Consider the following 23,062-nt stretch of genomic DNA (forward strand, 5'->3'; position numbering starts at 1 on the left):
TTTTATAGTTTTTTTACTTCAATATAAAAATCTTTATCCACTTCAAAAGACATGATTCTTAATTCCGATGTCATGGTTTTCCATTCAGTTTTCGGAAATAACCATTGGTCATTTCCATTAATGTTTATTTGGATAGGCATATCAAATTTATCAACAACATTTGTCCACCGGTATTTTAATCCATTTTTATCGATTGTATATTCAAGTGTTGGGATTTTTGTGGTTCTTAGATATTGATTAAAAAATTCTGTGAGATCAATCTCAGTTTTTTCACTTAAATAGTTTTCGATTTGTTCGGTTGTAACTGTTTGATGAAAAAAATCTCTATTTAATCCACGTAAAATTTGCCGCCATTTTTCATCATCTTCAATAAGTTGTCTAAGCGTATGTAGCATGTTGGCACCTTTAAAATACATATCACTAGAACCTTCTTTATTAACATTGTAATGACCAATTAGAGGTTTGTCATTTATAATATTTTTACGCGTACCGATCACATATTCAGCGGATGCTTCTTTGCCATAATAGTAATCTAAAAATAGGTTTTCGGAATAGGTTGTAAAGCTTTCATGTATCCACAAGTCTGCAACATCTTTACAGGTAATGTTATTAGCAAACCACTCATGGCCAGATTCATGGACAATAATAAAATCAAACTTCAATCCCCACCCAGTACCAGATAAGTCGCTACCTAAATACCCTTTTTTATAGTCATTTCCATAGGTGACAGAACTTTGGTGCTCCATACCTAAATAAGGTACTTCAACCAGCTTAAAACTGTCTACGTAAAACGGGTACTGACCAAACCAATGCTCGAAAGCTTTCATCATTTTAGGGACATCTTTAAAATGTTCTTTAGCTTTCTCTAAGTTATCTTTTAAGACATAATAGTTTAGGTCTAAATGGCCTCCTTGTCCATTATAAACCTCAGAAAAGTTAGTGTAATCACCAATATTTATATTGACGCCATAATTATTTATAGGACTTTTAACAAACCATCTAAATGTTTTTGAATCCGTATATTGCTCTACACGCCTTAACCTGCCATTAGATATATTCATTAGGTTCTTGGGAACATTTACACTAATAAGCATACTGTCTACTTCATCATACATATGATCTTTACAAGGCCACCATACACTAGCTCCCAAACCTTGACAAGATGATGCTATAAAATGGTTCCCGTTGGGATCTTTTTTCCAAGAAATACCACCATCCCAAGGGGCTTTAATTGCTTCTCTTGGTTTACCCTCATAATAAACTTCAATAGAATTTACGTCTCCTATTTTTTGTTTTTCAATAAGGTTTATAAAATGCGCATTGCCATCATGTTTTATTTTTAATTCTGTACCATTCTGAATGGCTCTAGTAAGGTTTAAAGGTGTTTGCAAATCAATTTGCATAACAGAAAAATCCTCTAAAACCGTATATTGAATAGTATTCTTCCCCGAAATGAATTTTTCATCAGGATTTACTTTAATATCTAAATGATAATAATTTAGGTCCCACCAAGCACGTTCTGGAGTTATAGAACCTCTTAAAGTATCTTGTCTAGTGAAAATACTGTTCTCTGAAAATAGTCCTTGAGCATTTAAGGAAATACATGAAATTATTGAGAAAAGGCATAAGACATATAAGCGGTGAGTCATTGTTTTTATATTTCTTCAAAATTAAATAAAAAGGTTCTTAATGATTTGTTAATATTTACAGGGTTTATTGAACTCATCTTGACTTTTTCTATTTCCTAAAAAATGGCTAAAATTCGCCCATATTTTGTTACTTTTTTTATGCTTAGCACTGCTATGCCTTGCAAAAAAAGCCTCATCGGAACAAATTTCATCTCATTTTCGGTTAAAAACAAAAAGTCAAGATGAGTTCAATCTCTAAATACTTTACTTGGAAATGCAACAACACTTTCGAAACCGTTTTTGCCTACAGAGGCTATTCCGAAAAAATGATTATCAATAACAATACCATCTAATGTGAATTCTGAAGTATCACCAACATACCTACTATGATCCCAAGTAGGAGAGGTGGTGTTTCTCCAGTAAATTTTGTAGCCTATAGCTCCATCAACTTTATCCCATTTAAATTTTGCAGCAGGTTCTACAATACCCCCAATAGCAACATTTTTTGGTGCTGGGGGAGCGGTTGCTAAACTTGCCATATTTATAGCATTCACTGCGGTGAGTTTTTTTGCATAACCAAAATTTACATGCTCAATAACATCTCCGTATTTTATACCATTTTCTTCTCGAATATCTTGATGTTGTTGCGTATAGTTTTCATGGGCTTCCATAATACGAATACCTACATACCCTAAATCATTAAAAGGGCGATGATGGCCACCACGTCCAAACCTATCTAATCTGTAAACCATCATAGGATTCATTTCGGGCATATACGTTTTTGTAGTTTTATAAACGTAACGTGCTAATTGGCGTGATATACCATCTACTTCACCACCATAAAACCGACGTAGTGTCCTTTGGCGTTCTGTTTCATTTGGAGGAACAGGTTCGGAGAAAATTCTAAATGTTCTATTATCAATAACACCATCCACCCCTTTAATATTTCCAATCATATCATTATTGAAAACACCGATAATATCCCATTCCTTTTCTTGAGCATATTTCGCTAATCCTGCACCGCCAAAGAGTCCTTGTTCTTCACCAGACAAACCTACATAAATAATGCTGCTCTCAAATTGATATTTAGATAAAACCCTAGCTGCTTCAATAGCTCCTGCCATACCAGAGGCATTATCATTAGCTCCTGGAGCATCGGTGGTGAAATCCATAGTGTTGCTGGCACGAGAATCAATATCACCGCTCATAATGATATATCGATTGGGGTATTTAGTCCCTTTTTGAATAGCAACAACATTAACTACCCATGCATCATGAGGTACACGATTATTGCCTTTTTTAGTGACAAAATCTTTTTGATAAAAGACTTTCAGACAATTATTACAATCTTTTGAAATGGCTTCAAATTCTGATTTTATCCATCGTCTGGCGGCACCTATGCCTCTAGTATTTGAAATAGTATCACTAAAGGTATTTCTTGTTCCGAAATTGACTAGTGTTTGGATATCATTTTCAATGCGTTTTTCAGATATGTCATCAATGATATCATACAATTGTTGATGATTTTGAGTAATACTGACGGATGAAATTAATAGTGAAAGTAATATTAGTATTTGTCTCATTTTTATTGAATGAATGTAACTTTTGAGATTTTTCCATTTTGAACTTCATAAATTGCTACGGCATAAAACGTATTGCCGTTAAAGGTAACTTTTTCGTTATCAACTATTTTGTTGCCCAATACCATTCTGTTTACAATTTGTGCATTCAAATTTGGCGCTTTTTCAAAAAACGAAGCATAATTTTTACGCATAGCTTCCTGACCTTCGGAGATTAAACTATTGGGATATTTATATAGTTTAATAGTATTGGAATAGGTTGCCATAAAAACATCAATATCTCCTTTGTTATAAGCTTCTAGCTGCTTATTTACTATGCTCTCAGGATTTGAAGTCGTTTTAGAGTTATGTATAAAAGTCATGGAGTTGATGTCTTCATGATCTGTTTCATAAATAGTAATATGCCGATTGGTTTTATTATTTACAGTACCTAATTCTTCATCAATCACAACATTTTTGAGTACGATCCTATTTAATACTTTGACATGAGATTTTTTATTTTCTTTAAAAAAACGGGTATAATCTTCCTTTAGCTTGTCACGACCAGAGTACATGGCATCATTAGGAAACCTGTTTACTGAAACGTTAACATCAAAAGCGTTAGCAAATTGTTCTAAATCTCTATTGTTAAAGGGAGCTATATGCTGTTGTACAATTGAAGCAGCTCTTTCTGGATTTGTTTTATCGTTAGAATTTGATTGAGAAAAGAAGGACAAAGGAAAACAAATAACTAAAACAAAAAAAGTAGATCTCATGACAAAAAAATTAATGTTTTAAAGATAACGAAAATAAATCCAGAGTTATGTTAAACTATTAGTTGTATTCAAGCATTACTGTTTGTTTCGAAAATGAAGTTATTAGGTAATATTATTTAACGTCAGTTTAATATATTATGAATTGATAATCAGGTGCTTAAAAAGTTTTAAAGAAGAAATCATGTCATTCCGGACGAGGAACGAGGAAGAATCTCATCATGATGAGGTGTCTCGTCACTCATGCTTCGCTCCGTCGACATGACAAACAGCTGTATTTCATTGGATTATATAAGATGTTTTTAATAAAGTTTACGTCGAACTCAGGTTATTTAGTGTAATTAAACTTAACAGTTTCTATAGAACCATTTTTTTGTTTTATATCAACATATACATTCATTTCATTATCACCTACTTTTTCAAAGGACATACCTTCAAAAATTACTTTATTTTTAGTGATTTCTTTAAGAGGAAAATCGACTGTTTCATCTTTAGTTTCCCATCCTTTTAAGTCGTTGTTAAAGTGCTTTAATTGAAGAATGAGTGTGTTTTCTACTTCACGGATTATTTCTGTTTCGTAAAAAGAAACTTTTCCATCATTTATAAGTTTGAAAGTTGCCATCATGGAACCGCCAGAAGGTTCACTCCAATTTTCTTCTGTTTGACCTCCAAAGGCTTCTCCTTTCCAATTACCAGCAATCCACGAAATATTTTTCAATTTTGGTTCTAATGTTTTCTCAACTTGAGCATTACAAGGCAAACTAAAAAGTGAGGTCATCATTATTAAGGTAATCACAATATATACTTTCATCATTTTATGTTTTAAACGAGTTTATAATATTAAGACGTCTGCGATGGTTAAAAAGGGACATTTTTTACAACTTTAACAAATACTATGTAATCCAAAAAAAGGAAAAACGCCTCGAAAATAAATTTCCGGAGCGTTTTAGAATTGAGTTAGTCACAAATTATATTGTTTATACTAAAAGCAGTATTTATTTTCTTGAATCACTTTTTTAGCAATAATATCTCTTAATTCAATAATGTTAGGCATATTAACATATTTAATATAGCGTTTTAAGCCCATAAGCATCATACGTTGTTCATCACCTGTAGAGAATGAAATAATAGAATGTTTACCAGCAGTTTCAATAACATCAATAGCATGGAATAGGTTTAATTTAGCCATTGCTATCTGTTCTTTCGCTTGATCTTCGCCTTCTTTTTTAGCCATTTTTTCTGCGCGAAGAATAGCCGTTTCGGCTAAATAAATCTGGATTAATATATCTGATGCAGCCAACATTAATTGCTGTTGCTCTTCAATTTTCTCACCGTATTTCTGTAAAGCAGCTCCGGCTACCATTAAGAATAGTTTTTTAAGGTTCTTTACAATATTCTTTTCTTCAGAGAATAATTCAGAATAATCAGGTACATCAAAAGATGGAATACCTACCAACTCATCTTTAACAGCCATAGCTGGTGTTAAAACATCAACATGACCTTTCATGGCTTTTTTGATAAGCATACCTATTGAAAGCATTCTGTTTATTTCATTAGTACCTTCATAAATTCTTGCTATACGCGCATCTCGCCATGCAGATTCAATGGGGGTTTCTTCAGAAAATCCCATACCTCCAAATATTTGAATACCTTCATCAGTACATCTTTGAGTATATTCAGAAACAGCTACTTTTAAGATAGAGCATTCTATAGCATATTCTTCAACACCTTTTAATTCGGCTTCCTGATGCGTATCTTTTCCATTATTTTTTCTTAGCTCAATACGATCCTCAATATTTTTTGCTGCTCGATAACTGGCAGCTTCTCCTACCCAGCAATTCGTGGCCATTTCTGCTATTTTTTGACGAATAGCACCAAAACTAGAGATTGGTGTTTTAAATTGAATACGCTCGTTAGCATATTTTACAGACTCTGTTATCACTCGACGTTGTGCATCTAAACATGCTGCAGCGAGTTTTATTCTCCCTACATTAAGAGCATTCATAGCTATTTTAAACCCGTTGCCTCTTGTTGATAGCATATTTTCAACTGGAACTACGGTTTCATTAAAGAAAACCTGACGTGTGGAAGAGGCACGAATCCCTAATTTATGCTCTTCTTCACCCATGGTGATACCATTAGGATTTTCCGGATCGTATTCTATGATGAATCCGGTAATATTTTTATCGTCTTCAATACGCGCAAAAACAATCATTAAACTACAGAATCCCGCGTTTGAAATCCACATTTTTTGCCCAGTAATACTATAACTTTTACCATCAGCAGAGAGTACAGCTTTTGTTTTTCCTGAGTTGGCATCACTTCCAGCACTTGGTTCGGTTAAGCAATACGAACCAAACCATTCACCAGAAGCCAATTTTGGTACATATTTTTTCTTTTGCTCTTCGGTTCCGTATAAAGTAATTGGCATAGTTCCAATGCCTGTATGCGCTCCAAATGCTGTACTAAAAGAACCGGTAGCTCCAGAAATATAATCGCAAACAAGCATAGTGTCTACAAAGCCCATACCCATACCGCCATATTCTTCAGGAACTGAAACACTTAAAAAACCAAGTTCTCCAGCTTTTTGCATACATGATTCTGTTAAGGCATAATCCTTTTTTTCAAATTGTGCTTTATTTGCCCAAATTTCTCTATCAACAAATTCAGTCACGGCTTCTTTCATCATTAACTGATCTTCATTGAAATCTTCTGGAGTGAATATATCTTCACAATTGGTGTCTTTTACTAGGAATTGTCCGCCACGTAAAATATTTTTTTCTTCCATGCTTGTAGTAGATTTAAGAAGAAAGAAAATAGAGAATAGACCTTAATTGAGGCTGTTTTGAAAGCCCATTGTCATTCTTTGGAATTCTTCTATTTTTCCTTCTAGTGTATTTAATATTATTTTGTTTATATATTTTCTATGATGTGCTACTAATAATTGTGTTCCTAATTCAAAAGATGAGCCTAAAGAGATATCTAAAAAATGACTAAAAGATTTATCTGTTCTGGCTGAACCTTCAGCAATGTTGCTAGGTATTGAAACAGAGCATCTGCTTATTTGAGAACTTAAATTGAATCTTTCATGTTTTGGAAAATCTAACAAGATATCAGATACACTATTTGTAATCTCTAAACCGAGTTTCCAAATTTTTAAATTTTTATAATTATGTCTTTGTTTAGCACACATTTTAAAATCTATTTTCTTTTATCTCTATTCTCTTCTCTCTATGGTTTTATTATTAATTAAGAAACTCGAATATGCCACAAGCTCCTTGACCAGTTCCGACACACATTGTAACGGCTCCATATTTTCCTTTCATGTTACGTTTACGCATTTCATCAAATAGCTGAACTGAAAGTTTTGCTCCGGTACAACCTAAAGGATGTCCTAATGCTATGGCACCTCCATTTACGTTTATAATATCTGGGTTGAGGTCTAATTCTCTAATCACAGCTAAAGATTGAGATGCAAATGCTTCATTTAATTCGATGAGCTCTAAATCGGATTGTTGTAGACCAGCTTGTTTTAATGCTTTTGGAATAGCCTTTACGGGGCCGATTCCCATAATTCGAGGTTCTACACCTGCTGCTGCATAGTTGACTAAGCGAGCAATAGGTTCTAGATTTAATTCTTTCACCATTTCTTCACTCATCACCATAACAAAGGCAGCCCCATCACTCATTTGAGATGAGTTACCTGCAGTAACACTGCCACCAGCTGCAAATACAGCCCGTAATTTTGCTAAAGCTTCTTTACTAGTTCCCGCACGCGGGCCTTCATCTTTTGTTACAGTATATGATTTGGTCGCTTTCTTTCCATTGGAATCAATATAAGTTTGTTCCACATCAATAGGCACAATCTGATCTTGAAAACGGTTTTCAGCTTGTGCTTTTAAAGCTTTCATATGTGAATTGTATGCAAATTCATCTTGATCTTCACGAGATACTTTGAATTGGTTGGCAACGGCTTCAGCCGTATTTCCCATACCCCAGTAATAATCTTCATGACCAGCTTTTACGATGTCGTAATTTAACTCAGGTTTAAACCCTGTCATAGGTACAGCACTCATACTTTCGGCACCCCCAGCAATAATACAGTCAGCCATTCCAGATTGTATTTTAGCAGTAGCAATACCAATGGTTTCGATACCTGATGAACAAAAACGATTTACGGTTACTCCAGGAACATCTACACTATTTAACCCCATTAAAGAAATTAAACGTGCCATATTTAATCCTTGAGATCCTTCTGGCATGGCATTACCAACAATAACATCGTCTATGCGCGTTTTGTCTAATTGTGGTAATTCCTTCATCATGTATTGAATGGTTTCTGCAGCCAATTCATCGGTTCTTTTAAAACGAAAGACACCCTTTGGAGCCTTTCCAACTGCGGTTCTGTATGCTTTTACGATGTAAGCGGTCTTCATGTGTTGTATAGTTTATTCTTAGAAAAAGAGGTTAGAATCTAGATGCCTAGAAATTAGACTAGTCATCGAGGTTATCTATAAACTTTCCTAACATTTTTTGAATTTGTAATATTTTATTTTCTAATTCTTCAAATTTATTTTTATTGAGATACCCTTCATTATGAGAAACGATTAATTGCGTTTCCCATTCGAATGCTGATCCCAGACTATTCTCTAAATATTTTTTAAAATGTTTATCTGTACTTTTACTTGATCCTTCAGCAATATTTGAAGGGATTGAAACAGCACTTCTATTCATTTGACTTATCAGATTAAATTTTTCAATATCTGGAAATGTCCTTGTTAATTTATAATTATCGCTAACTAGGGTAATTCCATTTTCCCAAACTTTTAATTTTTTAAAATTATGTCGTGCCATAGTCTATTATCTAACGTCTAACCGTCTAGCTTCTTAGTTTCTCAACGGTTTCCCAGTCGTTAACATATGTTGTATCCGTTCTAGAGTTTTGCGCTCTGTACATAGGCTTAAAAATGCTTCACGTTCTAAATCCAATAAATATTGTTCAGTAACTAAAGTTGGCTCGGATAAATCACCTCCTGCCATGACATAAGCTAATTTGTTTGCTATTTTATGATCGTGCTCACTTATATAATTTGCAGCTTCCATAGAATCTGTTCCTACTAAAAACATACCTAAGGCTTGTTTTCCAAGTACTTTGACATCTTTGCGTTTTACCGGTTGTGTGTAGCCAGCTTCTGCCATTAATTTTGCGTGAGCCTTAGCTGTTGCTATTTGTCGGTCTTTATTAGTAACTACAATATCTTTTCCTTTTTGTAGTACACCCATATCAAACGCCTCATAAGCAGACGTCGCAACTTTTGCCATACCGATAGTTAAAAAGTATTCTTGTAATATATTTAATTCCACATCACCTTTTCTAAACGTATCAGAAGCTCTTAAAGCCATTTCTTTAGAACCAGCACCTCCAGGAATAACCCCAACACCAAACTCTACTAATCCAATGTAAGTTTCTGCTGCAGCGACTACTTTATCGGCATGCATGGATAATTCACAAGCACCTCCTAAAGACATGCCGTGTGGTGCTGAAATGGTTGGAATAGATGAGTAGCGCATGCGCATCATTGTATCCTGAAAATATTTGATTGCTGCATTAAGTTCATCATATTCCTGCTCAACGGCCATCATAAATATCATACCAATATTGGCGCCAACTGAGAAGTTGGCACCTTGGTTGCCAATAATTAACCCTTGATATTCTTTTTCAGCTAAATCAATCGCTTTATTAAGTCCTGCTAAAACATCACCGCCAATGGTATTCATTTTAGATTGGAATTCGCAGTTTAATATACCGTCTCCCAAATCTTCAATAACAACACCTGAGTTTTTAAAGACTTCATTAGATTTTCTAATATTGTCTAAGATGATGAATGCATCCTGACCTGGTATTTTCTCTTGTGTTTTCTTTGGAATGTCGTAAGCATAAGTAGCTCCCTCTTTAACAGAATAAAATGATTTGCTGCCAGAGGCTAACATATCGTTTACCCAAGCGGCAGGCGCTAAGCCTTCAGCTTCCATGATTTCTATACCTTTTTCTACACCAATAGCATCCCATATTTGAAAGGGACCGTGTTCCCAACCAAAACCGGCTTTCATTGCGTCATCAATCTTATATAATTCGTCTGTTATTTCGGGAATGCGGTTTGAAACGTAAGCAAATAAAGCGGCGAAACTTTTTCTATAAAACGCTCCTGCTTTATCCTTTCCAGATACGAGTACTTTGAAACGATCTACAACGTTATCAATAGTTTTAGTAAGCTCCAAAGTAGCGAATTTCGCTTTCTTGGCAGCACGGTATTCTAAGGTATTTAAATCTAGTGATAGGATTTCTTTTTTGCCTTCGGCGGACACTGTTTTTTTATAAAACCCTTGTTTTGTTTTACTTCCTAACCATTTGTTTTTCATCATCGTATCGATGAAATCTGGTAATTTAAAAAGTTCTAAGCGTTCATCTTCTTTGCAGTTTTCTGCAATACCATTTGCCACATGAACTAATGTGTCTAAACCAACAACATCAACGGTTCTGAATGTCGCAGATTTTGGTCTGCCAATAACTGGACCTGATAATTTATCAACTTCTTCAATGGTTAATCCCATGTCTTTAACAGCATGAAATAAACTCATAATACTAAAGATCCCGATGCGGTTTCCTATAAAAGCAGGCGTGTCTTTGGCAACTACTGATGTTTTTCCCAGAAATTGTTCACCATAACTATTAAGGAATTCTAAAACTAAAGTATCTGTTTTAGGACCTGGAATGATTTCGAATAATTTTAAGTAACGGGCAGGGTTAAAAAAGTGAGTTCCGCAGAAGTGTTTCTGAAAGTCTTCACTACGTCCTTCACTCATAAACTTGATAGGAATACCAGATGTATTGCTAGTAATTAGAGTGCCTGGTGTTCTATGTTTTTCTAGTGATTCAAAAACCTGTTGCTTAATATCTAGTCGTTCAACGACCACCTCCATAATCCAATCAACGTGTGCCACTTTTGCAATATCATCTTCAAGATTACCTGTTGTAATGCGATTTGCGAACTTAGAATGATAAATTGGTGAAGGCTTCGATTTTAATGAGGCAGCAAGGGCATCATTAACCAATCTATTTCGTACGACCTTGTCTTCAAGAGTTAAGCCTTTGGACTTCTCTTTATCATTCAGTTCTCTTGGAACGATGTCAAGTAATAAAACATCTACGCCAATATTAGCGAAATGACATGCAATACCACTTCCCATAATACCAGAACCTATAATGGCTACTTTTTTTATTCTACGTTTACTCATTTTATACTACTAATCGTTTTGATTATATATTTTTTTATTTAATACCATATCATTAATAACTTCAGCGACTTCATAAAAACTGTTTAATTTTTCTTCTGAAACCTTACTTTTTATAGCTTCATTAAATGTTAAAACCTTTTCTCTTGAATAGGCTCTTTTTTCGAGACCAAAATCAGTGAGAGATATGATAACACCTCGACCATCTTTAGGGTTGGGTTTACGTTCAATAAGCCCTTTAGCTTCCATGGTTTTCAATATTCTGGATAAACTAGTCGCTTCCATTCCCATTTTTGGTCCTAAAGCAGTTGAAGGCGTGCCTTCTTCTCGATCTATACTTAATAAAGTAAAGCCTGTTGCCATAGTACTTTCAAATTTTGCAGCCTCTTCATTATACATTTTTTGCACAGCGAGCCATGTTGTTCTTAATATATAGTCAATAGTTTTGTCTTTCATATTATTTAGGTTGGTGACCAAATATATGAAAAATTTATTATGCATGCATAATAAATTGTGTAAAAATTAACACAACCTTGTTGAGAGAGTATTGAAAATGTGTTTTGTGATTTATTTAAGTTATGGTCTGTAGATTTTTTCTATCAAATCGACATACTTAGCCTTAATCACTTTTCTTTTCATTTTCAATGTAGGTGTTAAATGGCCAGCATCAATTGACCAAATATCTGGGGTTATTTCGAATTTTTTTATTTGTTCCCACTTACCAAAATCTTTATTCGCCGCGTCAATTTCTTCTTGAATACGAGCTAATAGCTTTGGATTATTAATAAGATCATTTGATGACTTAAAAGGAATGTCATGTCGTCTTGCCCATTCCTCAACAAATTCAAAGTTAAGTTGAATTAAGGCAGCAGGCATTTTTTCACCATCACCAATAACCATGATTTGTTCTATGAAGCGTGATTGTTTGAATTGATTTTCAAGTAATGTAGGTGCTACATATTTTCCGCCCGAGGTTTTAAACATTTCTTTTTTGCGATCGGTAATTTTTAAAAACCCTTCAGCATCAAATTCTCCAATATCACCTGTATGGAAATAATCTCCAGTCATGACTTCAGCTGTTTTTGCTTCATCTTTATAATATCCCATCATAACGTTGGGACCTTTACATAAAATTTCACCATCTTCTGCTATTTTAACTTCAACACCGTCTATAACCTTACCAACGTAACCTATTTTCCATTGGTTATTACGTTTGTCACTTGCAGAAATACCAGGAGATGTTTCCGTTAAGCCATAACATTCCATAATAGGCATGTCAGCTGCTCCAAATATGCGTCCTAACTTGGCTTGTAATGCCGCACTTCCAGATGCCATGAATACAATATTACCTCCTAAAGCTTCTTGCCATTTTTTAAATATAAGTTTACGGGCTATAGCTAGTTTTAATTCATACCATAGGCCATTTTTTTTGTAGGGTTCAAATTTAGTTCCAACTTCCACTGCCCAAAAAAACAGCATCTTTTTTATACCAGTTAATGCTGTGCCTTTCGCAATAATCTTGTCATATACCTTTTCTATTAACCTAGGAACTACAGTCATAGTGGCTGGTTTAATCTCTTTAGCATTATCGCCTATTTTATCCATAGATTCTGCAAAGTAAGTTTCAATGCTTCCAAATTGATATAAGTAGAGAAAAACACGCTCAAAAATGTGACATATAGGAAGAAAACTTAGCGCTCTTTCACCTTGTTTTAATGGGAATTTAAGCTGAGCTGAAAGGACATTAGAAACAATGTTATTGTGAGATAACATAACACCTTTAGGTTTTCCAGTAGTACCAGATGTATAGATTATCGTAGCTAAGTCGATTGAACTAACAGCTTCTTTTCTTTTTTCAACATCTTCTTGTGTGGATTCGTCCTTTCCAAGTTTTAATAATTCTGAATAATGTTTACAACCTTTAATATGATTGAAACTATAAATTTCTTTTAATTTTGTCTTTGATTTTATTGCATTTACTTTTTCCAATACATCTTCGTCTGATACAAAGCAGTATATAGATTCACTATGGTTTAAGATATACTCATAATCATCTGCACCAATTGTTGGGTAAATAGGTATGTTTTGTGCGCCTATTTGAAGGATGCCAATATCTATAATATTCCACTCAGTTCTGTTTGTTGTAGAAATAACAGCAATTTTATCGTGTTTTTTTACATCAAGACTTAATAAAGCTCTACTAATGGCATTTGCCTTATCTATATATTCTTTAGTTGAGGTTTTTACCCATTTACCATCGTACTTAGTAACTAATGCAGCATCTAAAGGATGGTTTTTTAGTTGATAATAAGGAAAATCAAAAAGTCTTGTAATTTCTTTCATGTGTTTTTTGTAGAATCTAGATATGCAAAATATGAAATTAAAAATGATTATCAAATTGAGTTTGTAAAATAGAATTTAATACAACAGCTTCTGGAAATTTTGATGATTTTAAGACTTTTAATTTCAGGAGCTTATTCTTTATCGTTAAACAACTCAAATATTTTATTTTTTTTGAATTATTATGAAAATCATATCTAATTTAAGGTAAAAAATAGCAAAGTTTTATAAAAAAGATGTTTTTATTGAATATTTAACATGTGTAAAGGTTAAAAGCTTAAATATTTTTCTGTTAAGACCATGTAACTCAAACGTTTTCGTGAAAAATCTAATCAAAAATACTTGGGTTTACTGATAATTGTCAGTTTTATAATTAAGCCCAGTATTTACCTTTGATATAGTAAAACAAGCATGATTTTTTAAAATATTAATAAAGATAAAACAATGGAAGTAAAACAATTTAACTACGGAATTTGGACGGAAAAGGTCGATGTAAGAGATTTTGTTATTAATAACATTACTCCTTATCACGGAACGTCAGAGTTTTTGGTTGGACCAAGCGCAAAAACTCAAAAACTATGGGAGGTATGTAAAGAGGCTACTAAAGAAGAACGACAAAACAATGGTGTGCGTTCAGTGGATACTGAAACAGTTTCTACAGTTAGTGCCTTTGATGCAGGGTACATTGATAGAAATAATGAAGTCATTGTAGGTTTACAAACTGACGAATTATTAAAACGAACAATGAAACCTTTTGGAGGTTTTAAAGTGGTGCAAAAAGCATTACAAGAACAAGGTGTAAAACCTAATAGTAACTTAACAGAATTATTTTCTAAATACGTTAAAACACATAATGATGGTGTGTTTGATGCCTATAATGCTGAAATAAAGAAATACCGTTCATTAGGTTTCTTAACAGGATTACCAGATAACTATGCTCGTGGTAGAATAATTGGCGATTATCGTCGTGTGGCTTTATACGGAGTTGACTTCTTAATTAAATCTAAACAAGAAGATTTAGCCAATATAAAAGGCCCAATGAGTGATGCAGTTATTCGCTTGCGAGAAGAAGTTTCTGAGCAAATAAAAGCATTGAAAGAAATAATTGAATTAGGTGCTAAATATGATTTAGACTTAACGCGTCCTGCTGAAAATGCAAAAGAAGCGGTACAATGGACTTATATGGCTTACCTAGCTGCTGTAAAAGAGCAGGATGGAGCAGCAATGTCTTTAGGAAATGTATCTACATTTTTAGATATCTATATTGAGAATGATTTACAAGAAGGTCTTATTACTGAGGAAGAAGCTCAGGAATATATCGATCAGTTTGTTATGAAACTTCGTATGGTACGTCATTTAAGAATGAGTGCTTATGATGAAATTTTTGCAGGAGACCCAACTTGGGTAACTGAAGCTATAGGTGGTATGTTTGAAGATGGAAGAACTAAGGTTACTAAAACCTCTTTTCGTTTCTTAAATACCTTATACAATTTAGGCCCTTCACCAGAACCAAATATGACCATTCTCTGGTCTAAAAATTTACCACAGAACTTTAAAGATTTTTGTGCTAAAGTATCTATCGATACATCATCAATTCAATTTGAAAATGATGAATTAATGAGAGAAAGCAGAGGGTCTGATGATTACGGCATAGCATGTTGTGTGTCTCATCAGGCGTTAGGGAAATCCATCCAGTTCTTTGGAGCACGAACTAACTTAGCTAAAACATTGTTATTGGCTATTAATGGTGGGCGTTGTGAAATAACAGGAACTCAAATGGTAGATGGCATTGAACCTTGCGATTGTGAGTATTTAGATTTCGATAAAGTCATGGCTAATTTTAAAATAGCGATGAAAGAAGTAGCGCGTGTTTATAATGATTCCATGAACATTATTCACTATATGCATGATAAATATTATTATGAAAAAGCTCAAATGGCATTAATTGATACCAATCCAAGTATTAATATTGCTTATGGTATAGCTGGTTTATCAATTGTGGCAGATTCACTGTCAGCAATTAAATATGCAAAAGTTAAACCCATAAGAAATGAAGACGGATTAACTGTTGATTTCAAGATAGAAGGCGATTTCCCATGCTATGGTAATGATGACGATAGAGTAGATGAATTAGCGGCGAATGCCGTGGCAGATTTTAATGATGAATTAAAGCAATTAGCAGTTTATAAGGATGCAGAACCAACCATGTCTGTGTTAACTATTACATCTAATGTCGTTTATGGAAAGAAAACAGGAGCAACACCAGATGGTAGAGCAAAAGGAATTCCATTTGCACCAGGTGCTAATCCAATGCATGGTCGCGATTCTCAGGGAGCAATTGCATCATTAAACTCGGTAGCAAAAATTAATTATAAAGATTCTCAGGATGGTATTTCAAATACATTCTCAATAGTACCAAAATCTTTGGGCGCTAATGAAGAAGATAGAATTGAAAATTTAGCAACTATTTTAGATGGCTATTTCTCTAAAAATGCACAACATGTTAATATTAATGTATTAGATAAGGAAACATTGATTGATGCTATGGATCATCCAGAGGAATACCCACAATTAACAATACGTGTTTCTGGTTATGCTGTTAATTTTGTAAGATTAACAAAAGAACAGCAATTAGAAGTTATCACACGATCTTTCCACGAGTCCATGTAGTAGTTTTATTAATATTTTTTAAGTATCTGCAAAAGGAGAGTCATGCTCCTTTTGTGGATACTAAATTTAAAAAGTTGTCTTATCAAAACAGAAGAAAACATATTAAGAGTACACTCCATTGAATCCTTTGGAACACATGATGGTCCTGGAATTCGCATGGTTATTTTTTTACAGGGGTGTAAATTAAAATGTCTGTACTGTCATAATCCGGATACTATTGAAACGTCTGGAGGTACCTTATACCATATTGAAGAATTGGTGAAGATGGCAGTAAAAGAGAAACCCTATTTTGGAAAAAAAGGAGGGGTTACGGTATCTGGAGGAGAGCCTTTATTACAATCTAAAGAATTAGTGCCTTTTTTTAAAAGATTAAAAGAAGAAGGTATTCATACCAATATCGATACTAATGGTAGAATACTGAATCATTTCACAGAAGATTTATTAGATAACTACGCAGATTTAGTTATGTTGGACATTAAACATATGACAGAGGAAGGTTATGAAGCCATAACTGGGATGCGTAATAAAGAAACTGCTTTTAATTTTGCCAAGCATAGAGAAGCGTCAGGGAAAAAAATGTGGTTGCGGTATGTGTTGATACCCGAAATTACTAATAAACCTGAGCTTTTACACCAAATGGGGGCATATTTTAAAGAGTATAAAACTATTGAAAAGATTGAGCTGCAACCTTATCATAAACTAGGTATTCATAAATGGGAAGCTTTAGGTTGGGATTATAAACTTAAGGATGCACGTGAAAATACAAAAGAAGAAATCGATGCTGCAGTTGAGGTTTTAAAAAATTATTTCAAAGAAGTTAAAGTAAATTAAAAAGTGTTGTTAGAGTCAACACTCAAATTATAAATATTATGCAAACACAAAAACTTAAAAACCGTTGGTTAATAGCAGCTTCAGCAGTTGGAATCCATATTTCGATTGGGTCTGTTTATGCGTATTCGGTTATGACCAATCCGGTTAAAGATATTTTTGATGTTGATGGAAGCGTTATTAAATGGGCATTTAAAATTGCTATTTTATTATTAGGATTATCAGCAGCATTTTTAGGAAGATGGGTAGAAAAAGTAGGACCTAAAGTAAGTGGTACAACAGCAGGATTGTTTTATGGAATTGGTATTTTAGGTTCCGGGCTTGCTGTACAATTAGAATCATTAACCTTATTTTATTTATGCTATGGCGTTATTGGGGGGATTGGTTTAGGCTTAGGATACATTACACCGGTAAGTACCTTGGTTAAATGGTTTCCAGACAGACGTGGTTTAGCAACAGGAATGGCTATTATGGGCTTTGGTTTTGCTGCTTTGGTTTTTGGACCTGTTATGCAATCACTCTTTGACACTGTTGGCGTATCCAATGCCTTTTACATTTTAGGAATTATATATATGGTATTAATATTGTCTTCTGCAAGATATATTGAAAGACCACCAGAAGGGTATATGCCAGATGGATTTAAGCCAGGAGAAGGAAAAACTATAAAGGCAGATATGGCAAATATTGATGCTAATGCCTCTCTGAAAACGCCACGTTTTTATTACATCTGGATTATGATGTTCATTAATATTGCTTGTGGTATTGCCATTATATCGGCAGCAAGTCCGATGATGCAGGAAAAATTAAATTACACACCTATGGAAGCAGCTGGAATAGTAGGTTTAATAGGCGTATTTAATGGTTTAGGTAGAATTATGTGGTCCAGTCTTTCAGATTATTTAGGGCGTGCAAATACATACATTATATTCTTTGCTTTTCAAATTCTGGCATTCTTTTTCTTACCAAAAATTTCCATGGAAATAGCTTTCTTGGTAGTTCTGTTTACGGTTATTACTATGTATGGTGGCGGATTTGCAACCTTGCCAGCGTTTTTAGGTGATTTATTTGGAACTAAACAATTGGGGGCGATTCACGGTATGGTATTAGCTGCCTGGGGATTAGCAGGTGTTGTAGGGCCTACAATTTACGATGTTGTTAAAAATGCCACAGGATCATTGGATGCCACTCTAGAAGTCTTTGCAGGCTTATTTGTTATCGCGTTGATTGTGTCATTATTAATGAAACGTACAGTAAATAAAGCGTATAAAAAAATAGATGAAAAATTGAATTTTGCTTAAACAGCATCATTTTATTATGTCTTAGTCGAGAGAAGCACTTTCATTTAGTTGAAAGTGCTTTTTTCATTTATTTGAGTTGTGTCTTTAAAGCGTATTATTTTATTCGCGATCTTATAAATTTGAATTGTCCATTATGGTTAGATTCATGCTCGCATACATGAAACCATTTACAGTAGTTGTTTGTGGGGCCCCATGGAAAATCATTATCGACAGACATTAACCATTCATCATCTCGATTTGCAAACTCTTTCAGTGTGTTTTCTCTTATTTCAGAAAGATGATTTAAATAATAATCGAAGTTATTTCCTTTAATTTCTTTTCTTGCTTTTTCTCCTAAGCCAGAAGCTACATTCCATTTATCTTTATCTTCTTTAGACCAATCTCCCCATTTTTTATTTTCAAATGTATGAATTTGATAAAAGCGTTCAGTAGCAGCTAAGTGCATAAGCATGGCTCCAATAGTATTCGCATTTTCGTCAATCAAAAAATCCAGATCTGATATACTCATATCTTTTACAGGAGCAAGAATGACCATTCGCATCCAGTTCATCATAGAAACTAGTGTTCCTATCTGGGGTGTATAGCCTTCTTTAGGCCCTACAATGTTAATATCATCTTCCTGTGAGACATTACCAAGGGGCTTTAGGTGCGGTGCCGCAAATAGGCTAGTGCTTCCAAGAGTTCCGATAGTTAATAAAGAAGATGTTTTAATGAAATTTCTTCTGTTTACTGATTTTAGTTCGTTTTCCATGATGACGATATTTAGATATCTCATAAATTTACTTATTTATTTCCAGAATCCATTTTTTGCATTTTTAAAAACTCTTAATCAAAGAGAAACTTCACCTTGTCTTCCGCAAGGGAAACAAGTACCAATTAAACTAAGTTGTGCTGAGTTTAGGTTTTTAACGAAATAAATTTCAATATTGAAAACATGTGATTTTTTAAGTGTAAAAGGCTTATAACATGACTTTTATCATGGTGATTTTTCCTTTAAAAATGTACTTTTAAAAGACTTTTTAAAACGAGAAATTTAAAATAATAATTATGGAAATACTTGAAAATGTAAAGCATCGAGTTTTCAAATTTGGAAACAAAACAGCTGATGGAAACAGCAAAATGAGAAACCTCTTAGGTGGGAAAGGAGCAAATTTAGCAGAAATGAGTTCATTAGGAATACCGGTTCCACCAGGGTTTACTATTACAACTGAAGTTTGTACAGAATATAATTTATTAGGAGAAGAAGCTTTGGTAGAAATGATTAAAGAAGAGGTCGAAGCTTCTATAACCAGTATCGAAACTCAAATGGGAACTTCTTTCGGGGATAAAAAAAATCCGTTACTAGTATCCGTACGTTCTGGCGCCAGAGTATCTATGCCTGGTATGATGGACACCGTTCTTAATTTGGGTATGAATGATGATGTGGTACTTGGATTAGCTAAAAAAACAAACAATGAACAATTTGCCTGGGATTCTTACCGTCGTTTTATTCAGATGTATGGAGGAGTCGTTCTGGGTATGAAACCGGCTTCAAAGGAAGATATAGACCCTTTCGAGGAAATTATGGAGCATCTTAAAGAAAAAAGAAGTATTCAATTGGATACAGAGTTTACCGTACAGGATTTAAAAGACCTTGTTTACGATTTTAAGCGTGCGATTAAAAAAAGGACTGGACTAGATTTCCCAACAGATCCATGGGATCAACTGTGGGGAGCAATCATTGCAGTGTTTAATAGCTGGAATGGTGATAGAGCTATTTACTATAGAAATATGAATGGATACCCTGCAGATTGGGGAACGGCCGTCAATGTACAAGCTATGGTTTATGGTAATATGGGTAATAATTCTGGAACTGGTGTATGTTTTACACGTGATGCAGGAACAGGAGAAAATGTGTTTAATGGAGAATATTTAATTAACGCTCAGGGAGAAGACGTTGTAGCAGGTGTAAGAACGCCTCAGCAAATTACAAAACTAGGATCGCAACGTTGGGCAGAATTAGCAAAAATAGAAGCAGCAGATAGAAAAGAAAATTATCCTTCACTGGAAGAATTGATGCCGTCCATTTTTGAAGAGTTAAATACCTATCAGGATATTTTGGAAAAACATTACCGTGATATGCAGGATATGGAATTTACAATGCAAGATGGTAAACTTTGGATTCTGCAAACAAGAAACGGAAAACGTACGGGTGCTGCTATGGTGAAAATAGCCATGGATTTGTTAAAAGAAGGGATGATTGATGAAAAAGAAGCATTATTACTAATAGAACCAAATAAGTTGGATGAACTCTTGCACCCCGTTTTTGATCCGGGAGCACTTAAAAGAGCGAATGTTATTGCACAGGGATTGCCTGCTTCGCCTGGTGCAGCAACTGGTAAAATTGTCTTTTTTGCAGATGAAGCAAATAAGTACAAAAGCAGTATTTTAGTTAGAATAGAAACGTCTCCTGAGGATTTAGAAGGGATGAATATTGCTAAAGGGATATTAACTGCTCGAGGTGGTATGACCTCACATGCGGCTGTTGTTGCCCGTGGTATGGGTAAATGTTGTATTTCTGGTGCAGGTGCTTTGAAGGTTAACTATAAAAAGAGAACCCTTACAGTGGATGGCCATGAATATCATGAAGGTGATTGGATTTCATTAAATGGTTCTACTGGTAATATCATAGAAGGAAAAGTAGCAACCAGAGAACCTGAGTTAGGGGGTGAGTTTGCTGAAATCATGAAACTTGCCGATAAATATGGTGTTGTTAAAGTTAGAACAAATGCCGATAGTCCAAAAGATGCTAGAGTAGCTCGTAGTTTTGGAGCACAGGGGATAGGTTTAACAAGAACAGAACATATGTTTTTCGAACTTGATAGAATTAAAGCCATGCGAGAGATGATTTTAGCTGATACTGTAAAAGAAAGAAAACAAGCTTTAGAGGATTTGTTACCAATGCAGCGTGCTGATTTTGAAGGTATATTTGAGGCTATGGAAGGCCATGCTGTAACTATTAGATTACTAGACCCCCCATTACATGAATTTGTTCCCCATCAATTAGCGACCCAAAAAGAGCTTGCTGAAGATATGCATATTTCTTTGCAGGCTGTTAAAAACAAAGTAGCAGAATTGGAAGAATTTAATCCCATGTTAGGGCATAGAGGCTGTCGATTGGGTAATACATATCCAGAAATTACAGAAATGCAAACGCGTGCTATTATTGAAGCAGCACTTAATTTAAAAGAACGTGGTATTATTTGTAAGCCGGAAATCATGGTTCCTTTGGTAGGAACTGTTAAAGAGTTTGAAGCTCAAGAACAGATCATAAGAACTACGGCAACTGCTATTTTTGAAGAGCGAAATGATACTGTAGAATATTTAGTAGGTACTATGATAGAAATACCTAGAGCGGCATTGATGGCAGATCAGATTGCGAAAAAAGCCGATTTCTTTTCTTTTGGAACGAATGATTTAACACAAATGACCTTTGGATATTCTCGTGATGATGCCAGTAAATTTTTACCAATTTACATTGAAAAAGGAATCTTAAAAGTAGATCCTTTTGAAGTTATAGATCAAGAAGGAGTAGGGCAGTTGGTAAAAACAGGAATAGATCGAGGTCGAATAACCAAACCAAGTTTAAAAGTTGGTATTTGCGGTGAGCATGGAGGAGAACCAAGTTCTATTGAATTTTTCTATAATATAGGAATGGATTATGTGAGTTGCTCACCATATAGAGTGCCAATTGCGAGATTAGTTTCAGCACAGGCAGCTATAAAAGCTACATTATAAATATTTTATTTTTTTAATTATGATCATAGAAGCCCAAAGTATTGTATTTACTGAGGGCTTTTATTTTTAAACTTTTTATGAAGCATTATGATCGATTGCATAATACAAAACTACAAGTAAGCTGATTTATGATTTAATTCATTAAAGATGATATAACATCAATAAATCCCTCTTTTTTTGAACGAGAAATACTTACTGTATCATTATTATTCATAACGATATAACCTCCGTCTGACTTAATGTATTTTTTTACTTCTTTTAGATTGATTAAAAAGCTATTGTGAACTCTCATAAAACCTTGCTCTAATAATAAATTTTCATATTCTTTTAAATGTTTGCTAACTAGAAGATTTTCAGATTTTTTTAGAATAAATTTGGTATAAGAACCTTCAGCTTTGCAATAAATGATATTATTGACATCTATAAACTCAAAACCATCAGAAGTTGCCAAGCAAATTTTATTGAGTTTAGGTTTTTGTTGTTTAAGATTTAGCATGAGTGTTTCTAATTGCTTTTTATAAACGTCTTGATTTTTCCTAATACGAGCTTTTTCAACAGCTTTTTTAAGTTCGTCCAGATCGATAGGTTTTAAAAGGTAATCTAAAGAACTAAATTTTACAGCTTTGATTGCATATTGCTCAAAAGCTGTAGTGAAAATAACTTCAAAATTAAGATGAGAGACTTGATTTAATACATCAAAACCTGTGCCTGTTTGTAGCTCTATGTCTAAAAAAACGACATCTGGTTTTAATGATTTTATTGTACTTACAGCTTCATTAACAGATTCAGCCATTGCTGCAACTTCGATATCTACACAAAACTCTTGTAAAAGGTTTTTAAGGGTTTCTCTACTATGTTTTTCGTCTTCTACAATGACAGCTCTTAAACTCATAATT

The 23,062-nt window shown here is 34.1% G+C and carries 17 protein-coding genes; 4 read left to right on the forward strand and 13 right to left on the reverse strand.

Going from position 1 to position 23,062, the window contains the following annotated elements:
- Positions 1 to 2 precede the first annotated feature (2 nt).
- The 11 genes from Q4Q34_RS13015 to Q4Q34_RS13065 all read right to left on the reverse strand — a co-directional run bounded on the left by Q4Q34_RS13015 (position 3) and on the right by Q4Q34_RS13065 (position 13,596).
- The gene (locus Q4Q34_RS13015; RefSeq protein WP_303316080.1) at positions 3 to 1,649 is read right to left on the reverse strand and encodes a M1 family metallopeptidase; all 1,647 of its coding nucleotides are present in this window, start codon (positions 1,647 to 1,649) and stop codon (positions 3 to 5) included.
- Positions 1,650 to 1,876: 227 nt separating this feature from the next.
- The gene (locus tag Q4Q34_RS13020) at positions 1,877 to 3,211 is read right to left on the reverse strand and encodes a M28 family peptidase (protein ID WP_303316078.1); all 1,335 of its coding nucleotides are present in this window, start codon (positions 3,209 to 3,211) and stop codon (positions 1,877 to 1,879) included.
- A 2-nt stretch (positions 3,212 to 3,213) separates the two neighbouring features.
- Complete coding sequence (locus Q4Q34_RS13025; protein ID WP_303316077.1) at positions 3,214 to 3,963, reverse strand: nuclear transport factor 2 family protein; 750 nt, start codon at positions 3,961 to 3,963, stop codon at positions 3,214 to 3,216.
- A gap of 325 nt (positions 3,964 to 4,288) precedes the next feature.
- Entirely contained in the window at positions 4,289 to 4,771 is a 483-nt protein-coding gene (locus Q4Q34_RS13030) for a DUF6265 family protein (RefSeq protein WP_330444545.1), read from the reverse strand.
- A gap of 171 nt (positions 4,772 to 4,942) precedes the next feature.
- Positions 4,943 to 6,748: an acyl-CoA dehydrogenase family protein gene (locus tag Q4Q34_RS13035; protein WP_303316074.1), complete on the reverse strand. Its 1,806-nt coding sequence runs from the start codon at positions 6,746 to 6,748 to the stop codon at positions 4,943 to 4,945.
- 42 nt (positions 6,749 to 6,790) lie between these two features.
- Positions 6,791 to 7,153, reverse strand: coding sequence for a four helix bundle protein (locus Q4Q34_RS13040; protein WP_303316073.1), 363 nt, complete (start codon positions 7,151 to 7,153; stop codon positions 6,791 to 6,793).
- Positions 7,154 to 7,205: 52 nt separating this feature from the next.
- Positions 7,206 to 8,396 carry an acetyl-CoA C-acyltransferase gene (locus Q4Q34_RS13045; protein WP_303316072.1) on the reverse strand — a complete coding sequence of 397 codons (1,191 nt, stop codon included), beginning with the start codon at positions 8,394 to 8,396 and terminating at the stop codon, positions 7,206 to 7,208.
- Between the two features lie 58 nt (positions 8,397 to 8,454).
- Entirely contained in the window at positions 8,455 to 8,814 is a 360-nt protein-coding gene (locus Q4Q34_RS13050; RefSeq protein ID WP_303316071.1) for a four helix bundle protein, read from the reverse strand.
- 33 nt (positions 8,815 to 8,847) lie between these two features.
- On the reverse strand, positions 8,848 to 11,256 hold the full coding sequence (locus Q4Q34_RS13055; protein ID WP_303316070.1) for a 3-hydroxyacyl-CoA dehydrogenase/enoyl-CoA hydratase family protein: 2,409 nt from the start codon (positions 11,254 to 11,256) through the stop codon (positions 8,848 to 8,850).
- A 9-nt stretch (positions 11,257 to 11,265) separates the two neighbouring features.
- The gene (locus tag Q4Q34_RS13060; RefSeq protein WP_303316069.1) at positions 11,266 to 11,709 is read right to left on the reverse strand and encodes a MarR family winged helix-turn-helix transcriptional regulator; all 444 of its coding nucleotides are present in this window, start codon (positions 11,707 to 11,709) and stop codon (positions 11,266 to 11,268) included.
- A gap of 120 nt (positions 11,710 to 11,829) precedes the next feature.
- A complete protein-coding gene (locus Q4Q34_RS13065) occupies positions 11,830 to 13,596 on the reverse strand; it encodes an AMP-dependent synthetase/ligase (RefSeq protein WP_303316068.1) in 1,767 nt (588 codons plus the stop codon).
- Between the two features lie 441 nt (positions 13,597 to 14,037).
- Between Q4Q34_RS13065 and pflB the strand changes: the two genes are divergently transcribed.
- The 3 genes from pflB to Q4Q34_RS13080 are packed head-to-tail and all read left to right on the forward strand — an operon-like array spanning position 14,038 to position 18,389.
- Positions 14,038 to 16,263 carry a formate C-acetyltransferase gene (gene pflB, locus Q4Q34_RS13070; protein ID WP_303316066.1) on the forward strand — a complete coding sequence of 742 codons (2,226 nt, stop codon included), beginning with the start codon at positions 14,038 to 14,040 and terminating at the stop codon, positions 16,261 to 16,263.
- Positions 16,264 to 16,305: 42 nt separating this feature from the next.
- Entirely contained in the window at positions 16,306 to 17,094 is a 789-nt protein-coding gene (pflA, locus tag Q4Q34_RS13075; RefSeq protein ID WP_303316064.1) for a pyruvate formate-lyase-activating protein, read from the forward strand.
- Positions 17,095 to 17,132: 38 nt separating this feature from the next.
- Entirely contained in the window at positions 17,133 to 18,389 is a 1,257-nt protein-coding gene (locus Q4Q34_RS13080; RefSeq protein WP_303316063.1) for an L-lactate MFS transporter, read from the forward strand.
- A 94-nt stretch (positions 18,390 to 18,483) separates the two neighbouring features.
- Here Q4Q34_RS13080 and Q4Q34_RS13085 read toward each other — a convergent pair whose 3' ends face one another.
- Positions 18,484 to 19,140, reverse strand: a complete 657-nt coding sequence (locus tag Q4Q34_RS13085; protein WP_303316061.1) for a DinB family protein — start codon at positions 19,138 to 19,140, stop codon at positions 18,484 to 18,486.
- Between the two features lie 296 nt (positions 19,141 to 19,436).
- On the opposite strand from Q4Q34_RS13085, the gene ppdK reads away from it, so the two are divergent.
- Positions 19,437 to 22,166 carry a pyruvate, phosphate dikinase gene (gene ppdK / locus Q4Q34_RS13090; protein WP_303316059.1) on the forward strand — a complete coding sequence of 910 codons (2,730 nt, stop codon included), beginning with the start codon at positions 19,437 to 19,439 and terminating at the stop codon, positions 22,164 to 22,166.
- Between the two features lie 133 nt (positions 22,167 to 22,299).
- Here the strand turns inward: ppdK and Q4Q34_RS13095 are convergent, their stop codons facing one another.
- Positions 22,300 to 23,058 (reverse strand): LytR/AlgR family response regulator transcription factor, encoded by a 759-nt coding sequence (locus tag Q4Q34_RS13095; RefSeq protein WP_303316058.1) that lies wholly within the window; start codon positions 23,056 to 23,058, stop codon positions 22,300 to 22,302.
- Positions 23,059 to 23,062: the final 4 nt, after the last annotated feature.

This window comes from Flavivirga abyssicola (assembly GCF_030540775.2).
In the GTDB taxonomy this organism is placed as follows: domain Bacteria; phylum Bacteroidota; class Bacteroidia; order Flavobacteriales; family Flavobacteriaceae; genus Flavivirga; species Flavivirga abyssicola.

What these genes read in the sequence shown, in the direction of transcription:
- Q4Q34_RS13015 (WP_303316080.1), bottom strand. Translation starts at nt 1,649, where the DNA reads ATGACTCACCGCTTATATGTCTTATGCCTTTTCTCAATAATTTCATGT.
- Q4Q34_RS13020 (WP_303316078.1), bottom strand. Translation starts at nt 3,211, where the DNA reads ATGAGACAAATACTAATATTACTTTCACTATTAATTTCATCCGTCAGT.
- Q4Q34_RS13025 (WP_303316077.1), bottom strand. Translation starts at nt 3,963, where the DNA reads ATGAGATCTACTTTTTTTGTTTTAGTTATTTGTTTTCCTTTGTCCTTC.
- Q4Q34_RS13030 (WP_330444545.1), bottom strand. Translation starts at nt 4,771, where the DNA reads ATGAAAGTATATATTGTGATTACCTTAATAATGATGACCTCACTTTTT.
- Q4Q34_RS13035 (WP_303316074.1), bottom strand. Translation starts at nt 6,748, where the DNA reads ATGGAAGAAAAAAATATTTTACGTGGCGGACAATTCCTAGTAAAAGAC.
- Q4Q34_RS13040 (WP_303316073.1), bottom strand. Translation starts at nt 7,153, where the DNA reads ATGTGTGCTAAACAAAGACATAATTATAAAAATTTAAAAATTTGGAAA.
- Q4Q34_RS13045 (WP_303316072.1), bottom strand. Translation starts at nt 8,396, where the DNA reads ATGAAGACCGCTTACATCGTAAAAGCATACAGAACCGCAGTTGGAAAG.
- Q4Q34_RS13050 (WP_303316071.1), bottom strand. Translation starts at nt 8,814, where the DNA reads ATGGCACGACATAATTTTAAAAAATTAAAAGTTTGGGAAAATGGAATT.
- Q4Q34_RS13055 (WP_303316070.1), bottom strand. Translation starts at nt 11,256, where the DNA reads ATGAGTAAACGTAGAATAAAAAAAGTAGCCATTATAGGTTCTGGTATT.
- Q4Q34_RS13060 (WP_303316069.1), bottom strand. Translation starts at nt 11,709, where the DNA reads ATGAAAGACAAAACTATTGACTATATATTAAGAACAACATGGCTCGCT.
- Q4Q34_RS13065 (WP_303316068.1), bottom strand. Translation starts at nt 13,596, where the DNA reads ATGAAAGAAATTACAAGACTTTTTGATTTTCCTTATTATCAACTAAAA.
- pflB (WP_303316066.1), top strand. Translation starts at nt 14,038, where the DNA reads ATGGAAGTAAAACAATTTAACTACGGAATTTGGACGGAAAAGGTCGAT.
- pflA (WP_303316064.1), top strand. Translation starts at nt 16,306, where the DNA reads ATGCTCCTTTTGTGGATACTAAATTTAAAAAGTTGTCTTATCAAAACA.
- Q4Q34_RS13080 (WP_303316063.1), top strand. Translation starts at nt 17,133, where the DNA reads ATGCAAACACAAAAACTTAAAAACCGTTGGTTAATAGCAGCTTCAGCA.
- Q4Q34_RS13085 (WP_303316061.1), bottom strand. Translation starts at nt 19,140, where the DNA reads ATGGAAAACGAACTAAAATCAGTAAACAGAAGAAATTTCATTAAAACA.
- ppdK (WP_303316059.1), top strand. Translation starts at nt 19,437, where the DNA reads ATGGAAATACTTGAAAATGTAAAGCATCGAGTTTTCAAATTTGGAAAC.
- Q4Q34_RS13095 (WP_303316058.1), bottom strand. Translation starts at nt 23,058, where the DNA reads ATGAGTTTAAGAGCTGTCATTGTAGAAGACGAAAAACATAGTAGAGAA.